This is a genomic window from Peribacillus sp. QJM3NY_7, assembly GCF_056173225.1.
This window is the reverse complement of sequence record NZ_CM149663.1, coordinates 773034-791923: the sequence shown is the minus strand read 5'-3', so window position 1 is coordinate 791923 and position 18890 is coordinate 773034. Positions and strand designations below refer to the sequence as shown.

Sequence of the window (18890 nt, the reverse complement as noted above, 5' to 3'; positions counted from 1 at the left end):
TTCAATGGCTTAACCATTCTTTTTTAGTTTATTCATGAAGACTTGATTCTTTCCCATTTTTGCATTGAACTTAGTATCCCCTAGATAAGTCGATTACGTTGGTGAAGTCTTTTCCAGCTTTCAGGTATTCACGCATATTTTTTTCGAATATAGCAAAGGTCCTTGGTAAATATTCTCCGCTTTTACTTGAAAGATGCGGTGTGACTGTAACATTCTCCATCCTCCAAAACGGATGCCCTTTTCCTAAAGGCTCCGGATCAAATACATCCAAGATGGCATGAGACAATTCCCCGGCATCCAGGGCTTCGATCAGCACTTCATCTTTAATCAGGTCACCGCGGCCAATATTCACGAATACTGCAGATTCTTTCATGGCTTTGAAGTGTTCTTTTTGCAGAAGGCCCTTCGTTTCATCCGTACTTGGCAGGACGGATACAATATAATCGGCTCCCGGTATGGCTTCCAATAAATGATCCAGGTCATAAAGGTGATCAATGGATTCCACAGTTTTCCCGCTCCGGTTCACTCCTATCGTCTTCATCCCAAAGGCTTTCCCAAGACGAGCCACTTCCCCACCTATTGCACCCACACCCAATACGAGCATGGTCTTGCCATTCAATTCCCCTACTTCAATCTTTCTATCCCACAATTCTTCCTTTTCATTCTTCATAAGCAGCTTCAATTTCTTTTCATATTGCAAAAGCATCCCTATCGTATACTCGGCCATCGGGATTTTATGTATGCCTCTTGCGTTGGTCACCATAATGCCTCGTTCCTCGATGGCTTTAAATGGCATTAGTTCCATCCCTGCACTCATGACCATGATCCATTTCAAGTTCGCTGCTTTCTCAATGATTTCTTCAGTTAAATCTTCACCATATGTAATTAAGATTTCCGCTTCACGAAGCGGCCCATCTTTCCATTCTTTTTGATAAATGAAGTTCAAATCAGGAAAAGCTTTCATCATTTTCATTTGGATACCTTCATTCGGAATGACAGTCGAAAGTATTAACATGTTTATCTCCCCCTTTTATTAACATAAAAAAACACGGGCTCTATGTGTCCCGCGCAACTTTCTCTGAGGAGGTATTCCCTTAATAAAGCATATTCGGGTGTCCCCTTTTTGAGTTGGACAAAAGCCTCATCCTTATTAAAAAAGGCTTTATTTTAAAGAATTTGGGTTTAATGCATGTAATTCCGGCAAAACAAAAAAGCCATCCCTTCTGATCAGGACGTCGTCGAAATAGATGTCACCGCCCCCATATTCCGGACGCTGGATCAAGACCATATCCCAATGTATCGATGACCGGTTTCCATTATCCGCTTCATCATAGGCAAGCCCAAGAGCCAAGTGCAGACTCCCGCTTATTTTCTCATCGAACAAAACATCGTCCATAGGTTCCAATATGTATGGATTGATTCCAATAGCGAACTCCCCTATAAACCGGGACCCTTCATCAATATTCAGAATTTGGTTCATTTCAAGATCACGATTGGAAGTCGCTTTAATGATTTTCCCCTTTTTCAAGTTTAATTCTATATCACTAAAGGTAATTCCTTCATAGGTTGTGGGTGTGTTGAAGGATATCCTTCCATTGAGACTATCTTTTATGGGTGCCGTAAATACTTCCCCATCCGGTAAATTCTTTTTTCCGGCACATATGACGGCCGGCATACCTTTGATGGAAAAGGTCAAATCTGTCCTTGGTGAAACGATCCTGACTTTGTCAGTACGTTGCATCAAATGTTTTAACGGCTTCAAAGCCGCCTCCATTTTCCCGTAATCCATTGTGCATACGTTCAAAAGAAAGTCTTCGTATTTATTGAAGGTCATGCCGGCTTTTTGCGCTGCTGCCTTGGTGGGATAATTAAGTAAGACCCAACGTCGGTTGTTTACATAAAAAAGTGTAGGGGAATTCATGGCCTCCCCTTGGAGACGGTGCCTCTCGATGGGAACATCAGTCATTTCCGCATTGTTTTCTTCCCCAGTGATGATGATGACCGCATCGATATCCGTGTATTTCTTCAAGGCCCATTGTGAAGCTGTATCAAGCTGCTCCTTCACATTCCCTAGTAACAGGTGGCGGCTTATCTCATCGTCCTCGAGTTCCACATATGGATAAGCACCAACTCTGTATATTTCATCAATCAACTCTTTCAATAATGGTTTCGTGTTGATATGCCCCCGTATGAGGATTCTCTCTTTAGGCTGTAATTGTATCGAATGATGAACCAGCCTGGCTGCAAGCTTCGTTATCCTCTCATCCTTCATCTGCCTATCCCTTATTTTTCGAGTTCGCGAAGAGTTTCAAGCGCTTCTTCGACGTGGCCTTTAACCTTTACTTTACGCCATTCTTTGACTACATTTCCAGCCTTATCAATCAGGAAAGTTGAACGTTCAATGCCCATATACTCCTTGCCGAAGTTCTTTTTCAATTGCCAAACATCAAAGATTTTAGCCGCTTCATGATTTTCGTCAGCCAGCAGCAGAAAAGGCAATCCATGTTTTTCGATGAATTTTTCATGACGTGCCGCTGGATCTGGGCTGATACCGAGGATGACCGCGTTCAATTCCTCGAATTGCTCATTATGGTCCCGGAAATCACAGGCCTCCGTCGTGCAACCTGGCGTCATGTCTTTTGGGTAAAAATATAATACAATGTTTTTCCCCTTAAAATCCGATAGGGAAACCATTTCACCATTGTTTGCAGGGAGTTTGAAATCAGGTGCTTTTTCGCCAATTTTAACAGTCATATTGAACCCTCCATTTCTTTCATTATGGTAAGAGTACCCAATAATCGAAAGAAACACAACTTTCATTTATCCTTCCTATCTTTCTGCTCCAGATCGATCACCGTACGAATCACGAACGCTGCCGGCAGTGTATACCCAATGAAGGCCTGAATGGTAGCTATCATCCTGCCCATGCCAATCGGGGCTATATCTCCATATCCTACAGAAAACATCGTCATCGCACTAAAATAAAAAGAAGTTTTCAATTGTTCATAGAAAGTCCCATCCAACCGATTGCCCATATCAAGAATCACCGAATGATTCTGAAGCTCGTATAATAAATATATCAGTGCAAATCCAACTAATATCGTCGCATATAAATTGCCAAGCCACAGCATATCCTCAAGAGAAAACTTCTTTCCTCCCGACTCAACAAGAAATAACGTACGAATGCTCATCACCATGCAAAAAATGATCCCTGCAATCAAGATGTAGAAAGTCATCCCCCACGCCCCATTTCAAAACGCCACTCCCTCTATACATACTCCCTGTCCAAACAATATATTCTTTTTAGGAATCAGCCTTATCACCGACAAACGTATTAAACGGAAACTTTCCCTAATCTTTTTTCCATGTTGACCCTTTTGGTCGGATATGTTAAGATTGTCTAAATTTTTATAATAGTTTTTATTTTATAAATCTTTGACCTGCGAACAGTTAACAAGGCAGGTTTTGCAAAATTTCATATGTGGAAATAGGTTCCTAATTTTCATTAGGATTAAAAGGGAAGTCCGGTGTAATTCCGGCACGGTCCCGCCACTGTAATGGGAATGTTAGCGTCAATCAATATGCCACTGATCAACGGATCGGGAAGGCCAGTCGCTAATGATATTCCCTAAGTCAGGAGACCTGCCTATTTCGACAACACTGTTTTAACCTACGGGAGATAGGGAGGTGTTAGGGACCTTATAATTGTAAGCGGCATTTTGCATGCCTCTTTATTTTAAGCATTTCTAACTTTCTTTTTTGACGGTTAGGAATGCTTTTTTTTGTTCGATCAATTGAATGTAGGAGGATGGGAATTTTGAAGAGCAGCAGTTTGGGTTACCCTCGAATCGGGGAAGATCGTGAATGGAAACGTACATTGGAAGCATACTGGTCAGGTAAAATCGATGAAGCGGAATTTACGGCACAACTAAAGGCAATCCGTTTAGGCAACTTACAAAAACAGAAGCAACGGGGCATTGATATCATCCCTGTCAACGACTTCACTTTCTATGATCAAATGCTGGATATGTCCGTCATGTTCGGTCTTGTTCCTGAACGTTATTCAGCTTATGAAGGAGGAAGAGTCCCCCTTTCCGTTTATTATTCAATGGCCCGCGGAAACAATGATGAAGTCGCTTCCGAAATGACGAAATGGTTCAATACGAACTATCACTATATTGTCCCTGAATTAAAACTGGCACAGCTTACTTTAACAGAAAATAAACCACTTACAGCATATCGGGAAGCCAAGGAAAAGCTAGGGATCGAAACGAAGCCCGTTTTGATCGGACCTTATACTTTCCTCTCTCTTTCAAAAGGCTTCAATAAACAAGAGATCCCTGGCATCATCCTGAGACTGCTTCCCCTATACACGCAAATCCTGCGGGAGTTGGAGCAAGAAGGCGTGAAGTGGGTTCAAATGGACGAGCCTTCCCTTGTTTCATCCATTTCCAAAGATGATATGCAAACCGTTACTTACCTCTATGAAAAACTGAATGAAGCAGCACCAAACCTGAACATCATGCTACAAACATACTTTGATGCCGTGGAACATTACCAAGAAGTCATCGAATTACAAGTCCAAGGGATCGGTCTTGATTTTGTACATGATAAAGGGAGGAATTTAAGTAATCTTGAGGCATTCGGTTTCCCGAAGGACAAAGTGCTTGCAGCGGGTGTGATTGACGGAAAAAACATTTGGCTATCTGATTTATCCAAAAAAATCGAATTGATCGAGACACTTAAGAAACAGGTAGCCGAGGACCAAATCTGGCTACAGCCCTCTTGTTCCCTGCTTCATGTCCCGGTGACCGTTCGTAATGAAACCGCCCTTTCAAAAGAAGTGAAAGAGGCCCTTGCTTTCGCTGATGAGAAACTTGAGGAAATCACACTTTTGGTCAAAGGGAATAATCAAGGCATTGAAGCAATCGCCGAAAAAGTCGATGCCAATAAATTTACGATTCAAACGTTAGCCAATTCAAATGTCCGAAATCACGGGTCTGTACAATCCAATGTCGAAAAGGTTAAAAACAGGACCGCCGGCCGTCAGCTTCCATTTAAAGACCGTTACCAAAAACAACAGGAATTCTTCAAATTGCCTTTTCTCCCTTCGACTACGATCGGCAGCTTTCCGCAGACATTTGAAGTTAAACAAGCACGCGGGAAATTCAATAGAGGAGAATGGACAGCCAAGCAATATGAAACATTCGTTAACGAAGAAATCGGCAGGTGGATCGAAATCCAAGAAGAAATCGGTTTGGATGTTCTCGTTCATGGGGAATTCGAACGGACGGATATGGTTGAATACTTCGGTCATAAATTAGGCGGATTCGTCTTTTTAGAAAAGGGTTGGGTACAGTCCTATGGATCCCGCTGCGTGAAACCGCCAGTCATCTACGGCGACATCCATTTCATCGAACCGATGACAGTCAAGGAAAGTGTATACGCACAATCACTGACGAAGAAGACGGTGAAGGGAATGCTGACAGGTCCTGTTACGATTTTGAACTGGTCTTTCGTCCGTGATGATATTTCCAGGGAGAATGTTTGCTATCAGCTGGCGCTCGCTTTAGAAAAAGAAGTCATTGCCTTGGAATCTGCTGGAATTAAAATGATTCAGGTTGATGAGCCTGCACTTAGAGAAGGTCTGCCATTGAAAAAAAGCGATCGCGACGAGTATTTGAACTGGGCAGTGAATTCATTCTTGATATCCACATCTAGCGTGGAGGATACAACCCAAATTCACACGCATATGTGCTATTGCGACTTCAACAGTTTCATGGATGTCATCTCCTCCCTCGATGCCGATGTAATTTCCATCGAAACATCCCGCAGTCATGGGGAGCTCGCTTCCGCATTCGAGGAAAAAACATATGAAAAAGGCATTGGCCTGGGGGTGTATGATATTCACAGCCCGCGTGTGCCGGCAGTGGAAGAAATGGTCGATATGATTGAACGGGGCATCAAGGTATTGGATAAAGACCAGTTTTGGATCAATCCCGACTGCGGCCTGAAAACAAGGGGTATCCCGGAAACCGTCGCTTCCCTGAAAAACATGGTCGAAGCAGCAAAAGTCGTCCGTAAAAACCTTTTAGTAAACCAGGCAAATGATTGAAAAGAACGCTGCCCATCCAACACAGCAGTCACGGACTTTTTTAACCGACCTTGTTTTTCCACCGGATACAAATCATCATAATACCATCTTTGGCGGAAAAGTAATGGCCTATGTTGATAAAATAGCTTGCATTTCCGCTATGCGACATTGTCGAAAACCCGTTGTGACTGCTTCAAGCGACTCTTTTGATTTTTTGGCCCCCATCAAAACAGGGGACGCGATCAACCTTGAAGCTTATGTCACCTGTGCTCATCGCACATCAATGGAGGTATACGTGAAAGTGGAGCGAGAGAACCTATTAACAGGGGAAAAACAGCTTACGGCACGCGCTTTTTTAACGATGCTTGCCATTGATGAAGACGGTAAGCCGACAAACGTACCTCAGGTCATTCCGGAGACGGAAGAGGAAAAACAGCTATATGTTCAAGCCCAAGCAAGATATATCCAAAGAAAGAAAAAACGGAACTAAACAAAAACCCCTTCAACATGAATGCTGTTGAAGGGGTTCTTTCAGTTCCCTGCCCCGCGGTACCTCTTCACTCCCTGATTCCATATGAAAACGGATATCACGAAAAAGGCAACTCCAATGACAGGTGTGGCAAATGCATATGCATACCACTCTTCTTTTCTTAGGAAATAAGATGCCGGATAGACACCGACAAACGCGAATGGCAGCACCCATGTAAGGACAAAACGGATGACCTTATTATAAATATCAACAGGATAGCGCCCGTAGTTCCCGATATTGTACATCATTGGCATGATGGATGTTTTCGCATCCGACCAGAACCCAATGCTTGCTATCGCAACGAATATGGCTGCATAGGCAAGTGCCCCGCCTATTGCAAAAATGATGAAAAGAATCGGGTCATACCACGCAAGCTGAAGATCCAATGAAATCGCCGAATAGAATATAATGATCAAACCGGTCACAACACCAAATAACGCTTCAAGCTCGATTCTTTCTAAAATGACTTGAAACAGGCTATGTATCGGTCTTGTTAATATCCGGTCCATTTCACCTTTGACGATATAGCGGTCATTAAAATCCCAGATGTTGAAAAAGGCCGAAAAAAGGGCGAAAGGGATAAGGAAGAATCCATAAATGAATATGATTTCTTCACGGCTCCAGCCGCTTAAAAATTGCGTATGTCCGAAAACGACCAAGATAAATACCAGATTCACGACCTGATTCAGCAGATCTGATAGGATTTCCATGAAGAAATCGGCTCTATATTGCAGTCTTGTCTTCATATATTGACTCACATATTGAAAAAACATCGATACATAAAACATCCCGTCAACCTCCTTGAATAATCAGCTGTTTTTTTGCGACTATCCATAAAAGCTGAATCGGTATTATGAGAATGATGCACCAAATTAACTGCTGTAAAAGCGCCATGCCAATTTCGCCTGAACTGTAACCGTTCGTAAAAATCATGCTTGGTACATAGCTGATCCCTTGAAAGGGTAAATATTTCATCACTTCCTGCGCCCATATAGGATAGAAACTGATGGGCAGCAGCAGACCGGAAAATAAATCAATGATAACCCTTTTAGCGCGGATTAATCCGGCATTATTATATAAGAAAAAGGTAGTGATTCCCGTCAATAAATTAATTTGTGTATTGATGATGAAACTGAACAGCAAGGAAATGCCGAAGATCCCCCATACAGCCGGATCGCGCGGCAATTCAATAGGAAAAATGAAAGCTACCAGCAGCATTCCTGGAATCGAGAAGAAGAAAAAACGGAATATCCCTTCCCCAAGTCCTTGCATCGTTTTCATGCCTAAATAGTTATAAGGCCGGATCATCTCAATGGCAACCTTGCCGTCTTTAATCTCAGTGGCGATTTCGCGGTCAATATTATTGAAATAAAAAGCGCGCGCCATCCATGCAACCGCAACATAGGTTGTCATCTGCATGCTCGAAAGTCCTTCGATGGAGCTTTTTTCTCCATATATCGCATTCCATAAGAAATAATAAGCACCGATATTAATGCTATAAATTAAAATGCCGGTATAATAATCCGTTCGATACGCAAGCATCATCAAAAAACGCATGCGGATCATGGCAAGATACTTCCCCATGGCCCTCCCCCTTCTTGATAGACACGTTGTTTCTTAATGATAAGAGAGTCAGACAGTGCCTTCTTCGTAAATGTTGCGAACAATTTCTTCAATGGACGTTTCATGAATTTTGATGTCCTTTATTTTAAAATGAGATACGACAGCTGAAACAAGCTGTGAAATATGATCACTTTCTTCTTTCAACAAGGCAATGTATGTTTGATTTTTCTCATCATGAACCCAGTTAGCGGTAAATGGGAGCGCTAATGATTGCAATTCCTTCAATGCGATCGGCTCGATGAATTGAAAATGGATCTGTTTTTCCTCAGCCCAGTTATCTTTCAAACTCTGCAATTCCCCATCATAGATGATTTGCCCTTCATCCAGCATGATTACACGCTCACATAATGCTTCAATGTCCCCTAAATCATGGGTGGTCAAAAGGATTGTTGTATTATATTTCTCATTGATTTCTTTCAGGAACTCACGAATCTTCATTTTCACGAGCACATCAAGTCCAATTGTCGGCTCATCCAGGAACAGCAAAGGCGGATTGTGGATCAAGGCTGCCGCAAGCTCGCAGCGCATTCGCTGACCAAGCGAGAGTTTACGCACTGGTTTGTCCAGCAAAGGACCGATATCAAGCGTCTTGATGACATGTTCCATATGATCGTTATATTGTTCATCCGTTACCTTATAGACCTTTTTTAACAGCCTAAACGATTCTTGAACCGCAATATCCCACCAAAGCTGTGAGCGCTGACCGAATACGACTCCGATAGTCTGAGTGAACTTTTCCCTCTCTTTATGTGGATTCATGCCATTGACCGTGATTTCGCCTGCTGTCGGTTCCAAAATACCTGTCAGCATTTTGATCGTGGTCGATTTCCCTGCACCATTTTCCCCGATATAAGCTACCATCTCACCCTTTTTTACAGTAAAATTGATATCATTGACGGCAGGGACGACCTTATAATTTCTGGTAAGTAAATCCCGGAAGGCACCCTTTAGCCCTGAACGGCTTGATGCCGACTTAAATTCCTTCCGAAGCTGTTTCACTTGAATTGCATCACTCATCCTGTTACATCCTCCGTAATCTCTTGTCCTAATGAATTAGTTTATCCAAACCAACCTTTTTAGACAATAAAAATGCTTGGATGTCATCTACCATTTTCAGGGAGGGAATGGCCGTTGTACCAGATACATATATAAAGGAGACGAGTATGCTATGAATATCAAAAAATTATTACTATCCCAAATTGAAAAGGTCGTTTTCGACCTTCGATATGACTTCCTTTATGAAGATGAGTACGGTGAATTATTATGCCAGGTCATCCAAAGGGATTCCAGCGGGTCGATCGAAAGCACACCCATCAGTTTCCACCTTCGCATTAATGAAGAGAAAGGAACCGGGCAGCTGATCTATTACCAAGCCCAGGGCGAAATGAACCGCCAATCCTTCGACATCGAAAATCCTGACACCATCTTGGCCATCCTTACTTTCATAACAGGAGTTTTGGGATCCCCCCCAAAAAATGTTGGCCCGGAATCCTGATTCTTCTGGGGGTGCTGCGTTTCCACCAGGGTACGAATCACATTTCCTAGCCTTCCACCCCAGATTTCCAGAGAGAAAAGTGCTATGATTAAGGGGAAATATGTTTATATTTATAGGAGGTTTTAAGATTGGATTTTAGAAATTCGGAGCTTTTACATAAAGAGGCATTGGAACATATCGTTGGCGGGGTTAACAGCCCATCCCGTTCTTACAAAGCTGTAGGCGGCGGTTCGCCAGTTGCGATGGATCATGCCAAAGGGGCTTATTTCTGGGATGTTGATGGCAATAAATATATCGATTATTTAGCTGCATATGGCCCGATCATCACTGGGCATGCGCATCCACATATTACGGAGGCTATCGTTAAAGCAGCGGAATCCGGCGTTTTATACGGCACTCCGACAAAACATGAAGTCAAATTTGCCAAAATGCTGAAAGAAGCCATACCATCCATGGATAAAGTCCGCTTCACCAATTCAGGCACCGAATCAGTCATGTCCACCATCCGTGTTGCCCGCGCTTACACAGGGCGCGATAAGATCATCAAGTTTGCAGGCTGTTACCATGGACACTCTGACCTTGTTCTCGTCGCTGCAGGCTCCGGCCCGTCCACTCTAGGTACACCGGACTCTGCAGGCGTTCCAAAAAGCATTGCACAAGAAGTCATAACGGTACCTTTCAATGATATCGGTTCATTTAAAGAAGCACTTGATAAATGGGGCAATGAAATTGCAGGCGTGTTGGTAGAACCGATCGTCGGCAACTTTGGAATCGTGGAACCAAGTCCTGGCTTCCTGGAAGAAGTCATTTCATTATCTCATGAAGCCGGATCACTCGTCATTTTCGACGAGGTCATCACAGCGTTCCGATTCATGTATGGAGGGGCACAAGACTACTTGGGGATTCAACCCGATTTGACCGCGCTTGGAAAAATCATCGGGGGCGGGCTTCCCATTGGTGCTTATGGCGGTAAAAAAGAGATCATGGATTCTGTCGCACCTCTGGGACCAGCCTACCAAGCTGGTACGATGGCAGGAAATCCGGCTTCCATGCTTTCCGGGATAGCTTGCTTAGAAGTACTTAAAGAAGAGGGGCTTTACGAAGAACTTGACCGCCTGGGGAAAATCCTTGAAGAAGGTATCCTGAAAGCGGCTGGCCAATATAATGTTCCGATCACCATCAACCGCCTTAAAGGGGCATTGACGATTTATTTCACGACTGAAAAAATTGAAAACTATGAGCAGGCGGAAAATACGGATGGCGAAATGTTCGCCAAGTTCTTCAAACTCATGCTCAATCAGGGAATCAATTTGGCACCGTCCAAATACGAAGCCTGGTTCTTGACAATCGCTCACACGGATGATGATATCGCTTATACTCTAAAAGCGGTTGAACATGCATTCAAAAACCTAATATAATAAATCGAATCAGCATAATTATGCATTTTTTATACACCCTCAGGATGTACATCTATCTTGAGGGTTTCTTATTTCCCTGTAATAAATCTTTAATATTAGCATTTGAAGCCAATCCTCACAAAAATCCCATCAATCACAGCATCCACCTCATTGTATAAAAAATTGATTTCTGAATATTTAAATGATATGATATGGATACATTTATATACATTTATACACTTTCTTTCAATCTATCAAAACTTGGACTATTGTTCGGGTTTACTAATATTTCCCCCATTAAACATATGCTACAGGAGGTGAAAGGCAGAGAATAAGGGTAACCTTATTCAAGCCACAAATATGGCCCAACAATGGACACCTGCTACATTCAAAGAATTTCACAAGGAAGAGCATGATGCCTGCGGAATCGTTTCCTGCATCGAAAAAAAGAAGATCCCTACTAACGAAAACATCTTTGCCTGTATCGACGCCCTGGTTAAAATGAACCATCGCTGCGGCTTCATCAATGGTGAGGGCGATGGCGCCGGCATCCATATCGATATTCCCCGGGCTCTTTGGAAAAAGAAACTTGAAGCGGCAAATGTCGATTCAGGCATCGTCGATCAAGATACCTTCATAGTCGGCCACTTATTTCTAAGCAAAAAAACAGAAGCGAACGACTTAAAGGTCGAAGTTAAGGAGAAACTGCTCCAACATGGTCTCTCATTGATATTCGAAACGGATAAAGCCTACCGTTCCGAGGCATTGGGACCGATTGCCATTCAAGAAGACCCAGTGTTCTGGCAATTTGCCTGTTCCTCAACCATCAATAACAACCAGGAGCTTTCAAATGTTCTTTTTGAGCTGACTTCCGACATCGAAAAAAGCGATTTCATCCATGTTGCCTCTTTAAGCCAGCATCATGCGGTATACAAAGTGATGGGTGCGGGGGATACGCTCCCTGCCTATTATCTTGATCTTGCCGATCCTTTGGCTGCCTCCACCATGACACTGGGACATAATCGTTTTTCAACCAATACTCTATCAAGCTTCTTCCGGGTCCAGCCTTTCAGCGTGCTTGGTCATAATGGCGAAATCAATACCATCGCCAAATTGCGTGATGAAGCGAAAATGATCGGAGTTCCCATCGCTAAAGATGGAAGCGACTCTCAGGATTTAAACAAGACGATCGAAACTTTCATCTGCCGTCATGGCTACTCTTTATTCGAAGCTGTCGATCTTATGTTTCCGCCAATCATCAATGAAATCAAGGAATATCCCGAGCACTTACAAGACTTATATACGTATTTAAGGGAAGCATGGGGTCATTTTGCACAAGGTCCGGCAGGCATCATCTCCCGTTTCGGCGATGAAGCCGTATTCTCTGTCGACTCTCTAGGCCTGCGCCCGCTTTGGAATATTGAAACGGAAACATCCTATATGTTCACTTCCGAACCAGGAATCATCCCTTCCAGTGAATATACCGGAGATCCGAAACCGATGGGTCCAGGGGAAAAAATCGGATTGAAATGGAACGGCGACCGAATTGAATTGTACACATACAAGGATTACCAGGATAAAGTGTTTGAACTATTCAATGATCGTTTCGTCCTTTCCAATGACCGAGTCCGCTTACAGCCACAGGTTTTTGAAAAGGTTGTCTCCATGACAAACACGCAAGCCATTCATAATGGTCAGTATAAAGCCTTTGGGTGGGAAAGGGAGCATGTCCAATTAGTGGAACAGATGGCCGAAAAAGGCGCTGAGCCAATTCGTTCACTTGGTCATGATGCGCCGCTGGCAGCACTTAATCCCCAACGGACCAACATTGCTGATTTCATCAAGGAAAGCGTGGCCGTTGTAACCAACCCGGCGATCGACCGGGACCGGGAAACCGAGCACTTCTCAACAAGGACGATCATAGGAAAGCGCCCTTCCCTATTCGAAGCGAATAAGGCAGGAAAGGTGACGGAGCTGCTGACTCCCTTATTGATCGAAGGATCAACGGGTTATGAGTGCTCATCCATCGTATCGCAGCCAAGCTATGACCAGTTCATTAAATATAACCAAGATCAAAAACTCGTGCACATCATTTCAAGCACATTCAAAGAGGATGAAAACATCACGGATGCCCTGACCAGGATTACGGATGAAAGTGTCAATGCTGTGGATGAAGGAAAAACGCTGCTCGTTCTGGATGATGCCCTTGCCCATCAAAACGGCAACCTTTGGCTTGATCCACACCTGGTCACTTCAGCCGTCGACCAAGCCTTGGTCCGTACAGGCAAGCGTCGTGATTGTTCCATCCTTTTACGTTCAGCATCGCTAAGGTCACTGCATGATATCATCGTTTCTTATGGTCTTGGGGCCAACTTAATCAGCCCCTATTATATGTTCCTTTCCTTATCTTCAGATGACCATAAGGGGGTTACCAATCTATATAACTCCTTGACGAAAGGGCTTGAGAAGGTCATCTCCACCATTGGCATTCATGAACTGCGCGGCTATGGAAGACTTTTCTCAAGCATCGGTTTACATGAGGAAATCGCGAAATATCTAAATGTGGCTAATTTCTTCGGATCCAATGATCTTGACTATAATTTTGATAAAATCAAGGCAGATGCCATCCAGCGTGCAGAGGATTACGGCAATGAAAAAGAACGGATGGGGAAGACCTTCCATCTATTCCCTAGAATCTGGAAATCTATCGGGGAAGTTGCTTCAACCGGGGACTATGATGCTTATCGCGAAAAGATCACTGAACAGGAAGAATCCAATCCGACGACGATCCGCCACTTGACATCATTAAAAACTTCAGATGCTTCCGTCCCTTCTGAAGAAGTCAGCCTTTCGGTCGGTGAACAGGAATTGCCGTTCGTCATAGCCTCCATGTCCTTTGGATCACAAAATGAGATTGCTTTCCGGGCCTATGCAGAAGCTGCCGAGAGGCTAGGCATGATCAGCATGAATGGCGAAGGCGGGGAAATAAAGGATATGCTGGGCAAGTACCCGAAATCCCGCGGACAGCAAATCGCTTCCGGACGTTTCGGTGTCAATGCAGAACTCCTGAACTCTTCAAATCTATTGGAAATTAAAATTGGTCAAGGGGCAAAACCCGGTGAAGGCGGTCACCTTCCCGGTTCCAAGGTCACAGCGAAAATCGCAGAAGCCCGAAATGCTACAATCGGTTCCGACTTGATCTCCCCTTCCAATAACCATGATATATACTCAATTGAAGATTTGGCCCAGATGATCCATGAGCTAAAAACGGCAAATGACAAGGCAAAAGTTGCCGTCAAAGTACCAGTCGTTCCAAACATCGGTACGATTGCTGTCGGCGTCGCAAAAGCAGGGGCCGATATCATAACGCTTTCTGGTTTTGATGGCGGAACGGGTGCTGCCAGAATCCATGCACTCTCACATGTCGGCCTGCCAGTTGAGATAGGTGTGAAAGCGGCCCATAATGCACTGCTTGAATCAGGTATCCGGCAGAACGTTGAAATTTGGGCTGACGGTGGGTTAAAAAGCTCGATGGATGTTTTGAAGGTAATGCTGCTTGGGGCAAATCGTGTAGGCTTTGGGACCCTTTCGATGATTGCAGTAGGCTGCACAACGTGCCGCGGATGTCACCTTGATACCTGCCATGTGGGCATCGCCACCCAAATTGAATCGGAAGCTCAGGCGAAAGAACACGGGCTGCGCCGTTTTGTTCCACGTAAATTTGATTTAGCCGTACAGGGGTTAACGAATATGTTCAGTGCATTTGCAAAAGAACTCAAATCTTTGACCGGATCACTTGGGGTGAAGAATCTTCAGGATATCGTCGGGCGTTCTGATTTGCTGCAGCAAGTTAAAGGTCAACAATCATTGGATTTAACCTATTTATTAAAAAATCTGGATATAACACCGTTCTCGCATAAGGAAGCGGCGGCATATTTGAATGAAGGCTCCATGCAGGTAGCCGTTGGCGCAGAATATCTTGATTCGCATGTAGATGAACTGCAGCAATCCCGCAGCTATAGCTCGATTACATCCGAGCAGCGTGTACTCGGCAGCAGGGTCTCCTGTCACCGCGTTAGGGGCAGATTGGATGGGTCATACAAAAAACTTCCTCCCGTTCACCTATCCTACCAGGATGGTTCCATTCCGGGTAATGGACTTGGGGCATACAATACAGAAGGAATTTCAATCAGCGTGAATGGCGGTGCCCAGGATGGTATCGGTAAAACATCGATTGGCGGTAACATTGCCATCTTTAAATCTCCAGGAAAAGATGGGAAGTTCTACAATGGCTCTGTCGGTAAGGGCTTTGGTTACGGTGCACAGCATGGTCTCCTAATTGCCCAGGGTGATGCCGATGCCAGGGCGGGAATCCGGCTTTCCGGAGCGGATATGATCATTGGCGGATTATTGAAACAACCGCTTCCTAAAAAGGAACACGGGAATATAGCGGTAACATCCAATATTAAGGGATTCGCTTTTGAATACATGACAAATGGAAGAGGTTTGGTTCTAGGTGATCCCGGTCCATGGATTTGCGCAGGGATGACAGGGGGTGTCGTTTATTTACGGCAACAGCCTGAATCTGGATTAACCAAAGAGGTCATTAAGAAACGCGTTGCGAAAGGGGCAAAGATTTCCATTGAGTCCCTATCTGCAAAAGGCCTGCAGGATGTGGTTGAACTCCTTGGCAAATACACGGCCCTCTTGAAAGACCATGGCCAAACCGAAGAAGCGGCCTCTTTAGAGACACTGCTTCAGAATCCTGGAGAGCATTTCCTTCAGGTCGTTCCAGTTAAAGAACAGGCGGATCCTGCTGTATCCACGGAGTGATGCCGAAAATGTATATTAAAAAAGGCTGATGCTCTTCATTTCGAGCATCAGCCTTTTCCCGTCATATACCTCTGGGATCGTCTTCAAACGATTGAAAAACAATGCTGAAAGCAATCAAGAAATTGCCTAACGTTTCTTTATATATTAAACTTGATTTTAACTATTGTATCTCTTAGGAAAATCCTGTATATTACTTTTTGTTTACATCATCTTATTTTAGTGTAAAGTACTAACAAATAAGTTAGAATACAACTTTAAGCAAAGGCCTATATATTAATAGAGCCTTTTCTTGCCAGACCCATTACAACACAAAGAAAGGATTAACCCATATATGAAGTTTGGTGCCCGCATTCTCAAAACAGGAATAGCAATTGTTTTAGCGCTTTACCTATCGGAAATGCTTAACCTTCCTGCTCCTGTCCTTTCTGGGATTGCTGCAATTTTTGCAATACAGCCGACCATTTACCGTTCATATCAAACGGTATTGGAGCAAATTCAAGGAAATATCATTGGCGCATTGGTTGCTGTCTCCTTCGTTTTGTTGTTCGGAAATGATATTTTTATTATCGGTCTTGCCGTAATGGTTGTCATAACCATCAATTTAAAACTGAAAATGGATAAAACGATTGTCCTTTCCATCGTGACGGTCATTGCCATCATGGAAAGCCAGGACGGGGACTTCCTTAATTTTGCCTTTATTCGTCTCTCATCCGTTTTGCTTGGAATCGTTTCTTCGTTTATCGTGAATCTTGTTTTCATTCCTCCAAAGTACGAAGCAAAGCTTTATACACGCATTACAGATGTAACGGAAGACATCTTGAAATGGATCAGAATCAGCACAAGACATGCTACAGAACACACTTTATTGAAAAAGGACATCAGCCGGTTGAAGGCGGAGTTACTCGATTTGGAACATATCTATTCCATGTACAAAGAGGAACGGGAATATTTCAAGAAAAACAGTGTTGCTAAAGCACGAAAGCTTGTCGTTTATCGGCAAATGATCATAACGACGAAAAAAGCGTTTGAAACCTTGAAGAGAATCCATAAATTCGAGAATGAAGTATATCAAATGCCTGAAGATTTCCAACGGAGCATCTTACAGCAGCTTGATTCATTGATCCGCAAGCATGAGCAGTTGATATTACTGCATATCGAAAAAATCAAGTCAATCGAGGAGATCGAAGATTGGGACCAGGATTGTTTAAGTCGTAAAGAGCTGCTCGCCCATTTTTTCGAACAGCAGAATCAAGTGGACGAAATGCATGATAACCTAGGCCACCTCTCTGCCCGCCTTGTACCATTGATTTCTGCAGTCATAGAATATGACGAACAATTGGAACACCTTGAAAAGCTGATCGTCAGCTTCCAGTCGTTCCATAAGGAAGATAACGAAATATCTGTCCAGTACGAAGAAGATTAAAAAAGACGGTTCCCGGGAACCGTCTTTTTTTCGTCTCTATTTAGAGCATGCCCTCATTCAATCATCCAAAAGGTTCTTATCAGCAGCCTTTTCAATCGTATCCAATTTCTTCAAAAGATCCTGCAGCTCATCTTCCGAGAATGAATTGAAGTTCTTGCCCATCAATTTGTTATGATCCGCAAGGACTCTCCCCAAAATCGCTTCCCCAGCTTCTTTCAATTCAAGGTTGATGACCCTGCGATCCTTATCAGAGGGCTGCCGTTTCACATAATCCATTTCGACCAGCTTATCTACAAATACTGTAATCGCACTTGGCTTTACGGTTAAGAAGTCAGCCAGCTGGGTCGATTTAATCGACCCCTCTTTTTTCAATATCAATAAAATGAAAAACTGGGGCGATGTTAATCCATAAGGCTGAAGATTTTTTGCTACGATGGCCCTAAGCTTCTTCCTAATCCGAAAAATCTGCATCTCTATACTATTAGTTACTTCCCATTTAAATTCCAGCCTTCTCACTCCTTATATAGGACAATCCTACCTCTTAAATTTAATTAAATGGCATTCCAATGTCAACTTTACTTTCCATATATCCTTAAAACTAAAAAAAAATTCAAATTTTTACTATTTCACTGTATTTATTTCCCACCATTTTTCCGAATAAATTACATGACAAAAAATAATTAAACTGGTAAACTCTTTACTTAATAATATTAATACTTATAAAAATTAATATTTATTAAAATTAATAAATAAACATTAGAATAGGAGGTTATTTCATTTCTAGCTAATGAACGTAAATAAAAAAAGGAACACATCATCAATATATTTTCGGAGGCGAAACAAGTGAATAGAGGACGTTTAGTTTTAATCAATGTCATTGGTTTGGTTATTATAATAGCGGCATTGGCCGGTGGGGCTTATTACTATTATGAAAGCACGAATTTCATTAAAACGGATGAAGCGAAAGTGTCAGGTGAGCTATATACCATCGTTGCCCCCGCTGCCGGTAAACTAGCAGATTGGGACTTACACGAAGGAGACAGTGTAAGTAAGGATGACAAAGTTGCCAATGTAACCACCCTAGACGGTAAAGAAGCGGTAAAAACCGCAGCACAAGGTACGATCGTTAAAACACAAGTGCATGATGAGCAGCTTGTTCAAGCAGGTCAAACGCTAGCTCAAACCATCAATATGGAGGACCTATCCATAACGGCTAATATTGAAGAAAATAAATTGAAGGATATCGAAAAAGGTGACAGCGTCGATATTATCATCGATGGGGACCCCGATACGGTCTTCGAAGGTACATTGGAACAGATCGGTTATGCTACAACGTCTGTCTTTTCAGTGATGGGCAATCAAAACAGCAGCGGGAACTATACGAAAGTCACTCAAAAAGTACCAGTGAAAATTTCCATCAAAGCACCATCCGATAAAGTTCTGCCTGGAATGAACGCAGAAGTGAAAATTTCGACTAAATAAACCGGCTACACAGT

15 protein-coding genes and 1 riboswitch are annotated in these 18890 nt (G+C 43.1%); of the genes, 7 read left to right on the top strand and 8 right to left on the bottom strand.

What is annotated here, in order from left to right; genetic code table 11:
• Window positions 1–70: 70 nt before the first annotated feature.
• The 4 genes from AC0VX1_RS03720 to AC0VX1_RS03705 all read right to left on the bottom strand — a co-directional run bounded on the left by AC0VX1_RS03720 (window position 71) and on the right by AC0VX1_RS03705 (window position 3236).
• Window positions 71–1015 (bottom strand): D-2-hydroxyacid dehydrogenase, encoded by a 945-nt coding sequence (locus AC0VX1_RS03720; RefSeq protein WP_475469936.1) that lies wholly within the window; start codon window positions 1013–1015, stop codon window positions 71–73.
• A 147-nt stretch (window positions 1016–1162) separates the two neighbouring features.
• Window positions 1163–2272, bottom strand: coding sequence for an aminopeptidase (locus AC0VX1_RS03715; protein WP_413009745.1), 1110 nt, complete (start codon window positions 2270–2272; stop codon window positions 1163–1165).
• Window positions 2273–2283: 11 nt separating this feature from the next.
• Complete coding sequence (gene bcp, locus AC0VX1_RS03710) at window positions 2284–2754, bottom strand: thioredoxin-dependent thiol peroxidase (RefSeq protein ID WP_063577854.1); 471 nt, start codon at window positions 2752–2754, stop codon at window positions 2284–2286.
• 62 nt (window positions 2755–2816) lie between these two features.
• On the bottom strand, window positions 2817–3236 hold the full coding sequence (locus AC0VX1_RS03705) for a potassium channel family protein (RefSeq protein ID WP_034305333.1): 420 nt from the start codon (window positions 3234–3236) through the stop codon (window positions 2817–2819).
• Window positions 3237–3472: 236 nt separating this feature from the next.
• Window positions 3473–3664, top strand: a riboswitch (cobalamin riboswitch).
• A 144-nt stretch (window positions 3665–3808) separates the two neighbouring features.
• Between AC0VX1_RS03705 and metE the strand changes: the two genes are divergently transcribed.
• A complete protein-coding gene (gene metE / locus AC0VX1_RS03700) occupies window positions 3809–6115 on the top strand; it encodes a 5-methyltetrahydropteroyltriglutamate--homocysteine S-methyltransferase (RefSeq protein WP_475469934.1) in 2307 nt (768 codons plus the stop codon).
• A complete protein-coding gene (locus tag AC0VX1_RS03695; RefSeq protein WP_475469932.1) occupies window positions 6108–6584 on the top strand; it encodes an acyl-CoA thioesterase in 477 nt (158 codons plus the stop codon). The genes metE and AC0VX1_RS03695 overlap by 8 nt, the downstream gene beginning before the upstream one ends.
• A 41-nt stretch (window positions 6585–6625) precedes the next feature.
• On the opposite strand, the gene AC0VX1_RS03690 is transcribed toward AC0VX1_RS03695, so the two are convergent.
• Genes AC0VX1_RS03690 through AC0VX1_RS03680 form a run of 3 tightly spaced genes read right to left on the bottom strand, consistent with a single transcriptional unit; the run spans window position 6626 to window position 9263 of the window.
• Complete coding sequence (locus AC0VX1_RS03690) at window positions 6626–7411, bottom strand: ABC transporter permease (protein WP_053533803.1); 786 nt, start codon at window positions 7409–7411, stop codon at window positions 6626–6628.
• Between the two features lie 4 nt (window positions 7412–7415).
• Window positions 7416–8207, bottom strand: coding sequence for an ABC transporter permease (locus AC0VX1_RS03685; RefSeq protein WP_057278729.1), 792 nt, complete (start codon window positions 8205–8207; stop codon window positions 7416–7418).
• A gap of 48 nt (window positions 8208–8255) precedes the next feature.
• Entirely contained in the window at window positions 8256–9263 is a 1008-nt protein-coding gene (locus AC0VX1_RS03680) for an ABC transporter ATP-binding protein (RefSeq protein WP_057278728.1), read from the bottom strand.
• 151 nt (window positions 9264–9414) lie between these two features.
• Between AC0VX1_RS03680 and AC0VX1_RS03675 the strand changes: the two genes are divergently transcribed.
• The 4 genes from AC0VX1_RS03675 (at window position 9415) to AC0VX1_RS03660 (ending at window position 17394) form a co-directional block, all read left to right on the top strand.
• Complete coding sequence (locus AC0VX1_RS03675; RefSeq protein WP_191929757.1) at window positions 9415–9741, top strand: hypothetical protein; 327 nt, start codon at window positions 9415–9417, stop codon at window positions 9739–9741.
• Between the two features lie 128 nt (window positions 9742–9869).
• On the top strand, window positions 9870–11159 hold the full coding sequence (locus tag AC0VX1_RS03670) for a glutamate-1-semialdehyde 2,1-aminomutase (RefSeq protein ID WP_063592104.1): 1290 nt from the start codon (window positions 9870–9872) through the stop codon (window positions 11157–11159).
• Between the two features lie 339 nt (window positions 11160–11498).
• Window positions 11499–15971 (top strand): glutamate synthase-related protein, encoded by a 4473-nt coding sequence (locus AC0VX1_RS03665; RefSeq protein WP_475469928.1) that lies wholly within the window; start codon window positions 11499–11501, stop codon window positions 15969–15971.
• Between the two features lie 331 nt (window positions 15972–16302).
• Window positions 16303–17394: an FUSC family protein gene (locus AC0VX1_RS03660; protein ID WP_475469926.1), complete on the top strand. Its 1092-nt coding sequence runs from the start codon at window positions 16303–16305 to the stop codon at window positions 17392–17394.
• 57 nt (window positions 17395–17451) lie between these two features.
• Here AC0VX1_RS03660 and AC0VX1_RS03655 read toward each other — a convergent pair whose 3' ends face one another.
• Window positions 17452–17910, bottom strand: coding sequence for a MarR family winged helix-turn-helix transcriptional regulator (locus AC0VX1_RS03655; protein ID WP_082196714.1), 459 nt, complete (start codon window positions 17908–17910; stop codon window positions 17452–17454).
• A 327-nt stretch (window positions 17911–18237) separates the two neighbouring features.
• Here AC0VX1_RS03655 and AC0VX1_RS03650 point away from each other — a divergent pair, with 327 nt between their 5' ends.
• Complete coding sequence (locus tag AC0VX1_RS03650) at window positions 18238–18876, top strand: biotin/lipoyl-containing protein (protein ID WP_057278723.1); 639 nt, start codon at window positions 18238–18240, stop codon at window positions 18874–18876.
• Window positions 18877–18890: the final 14 nt, after the last annotated feature.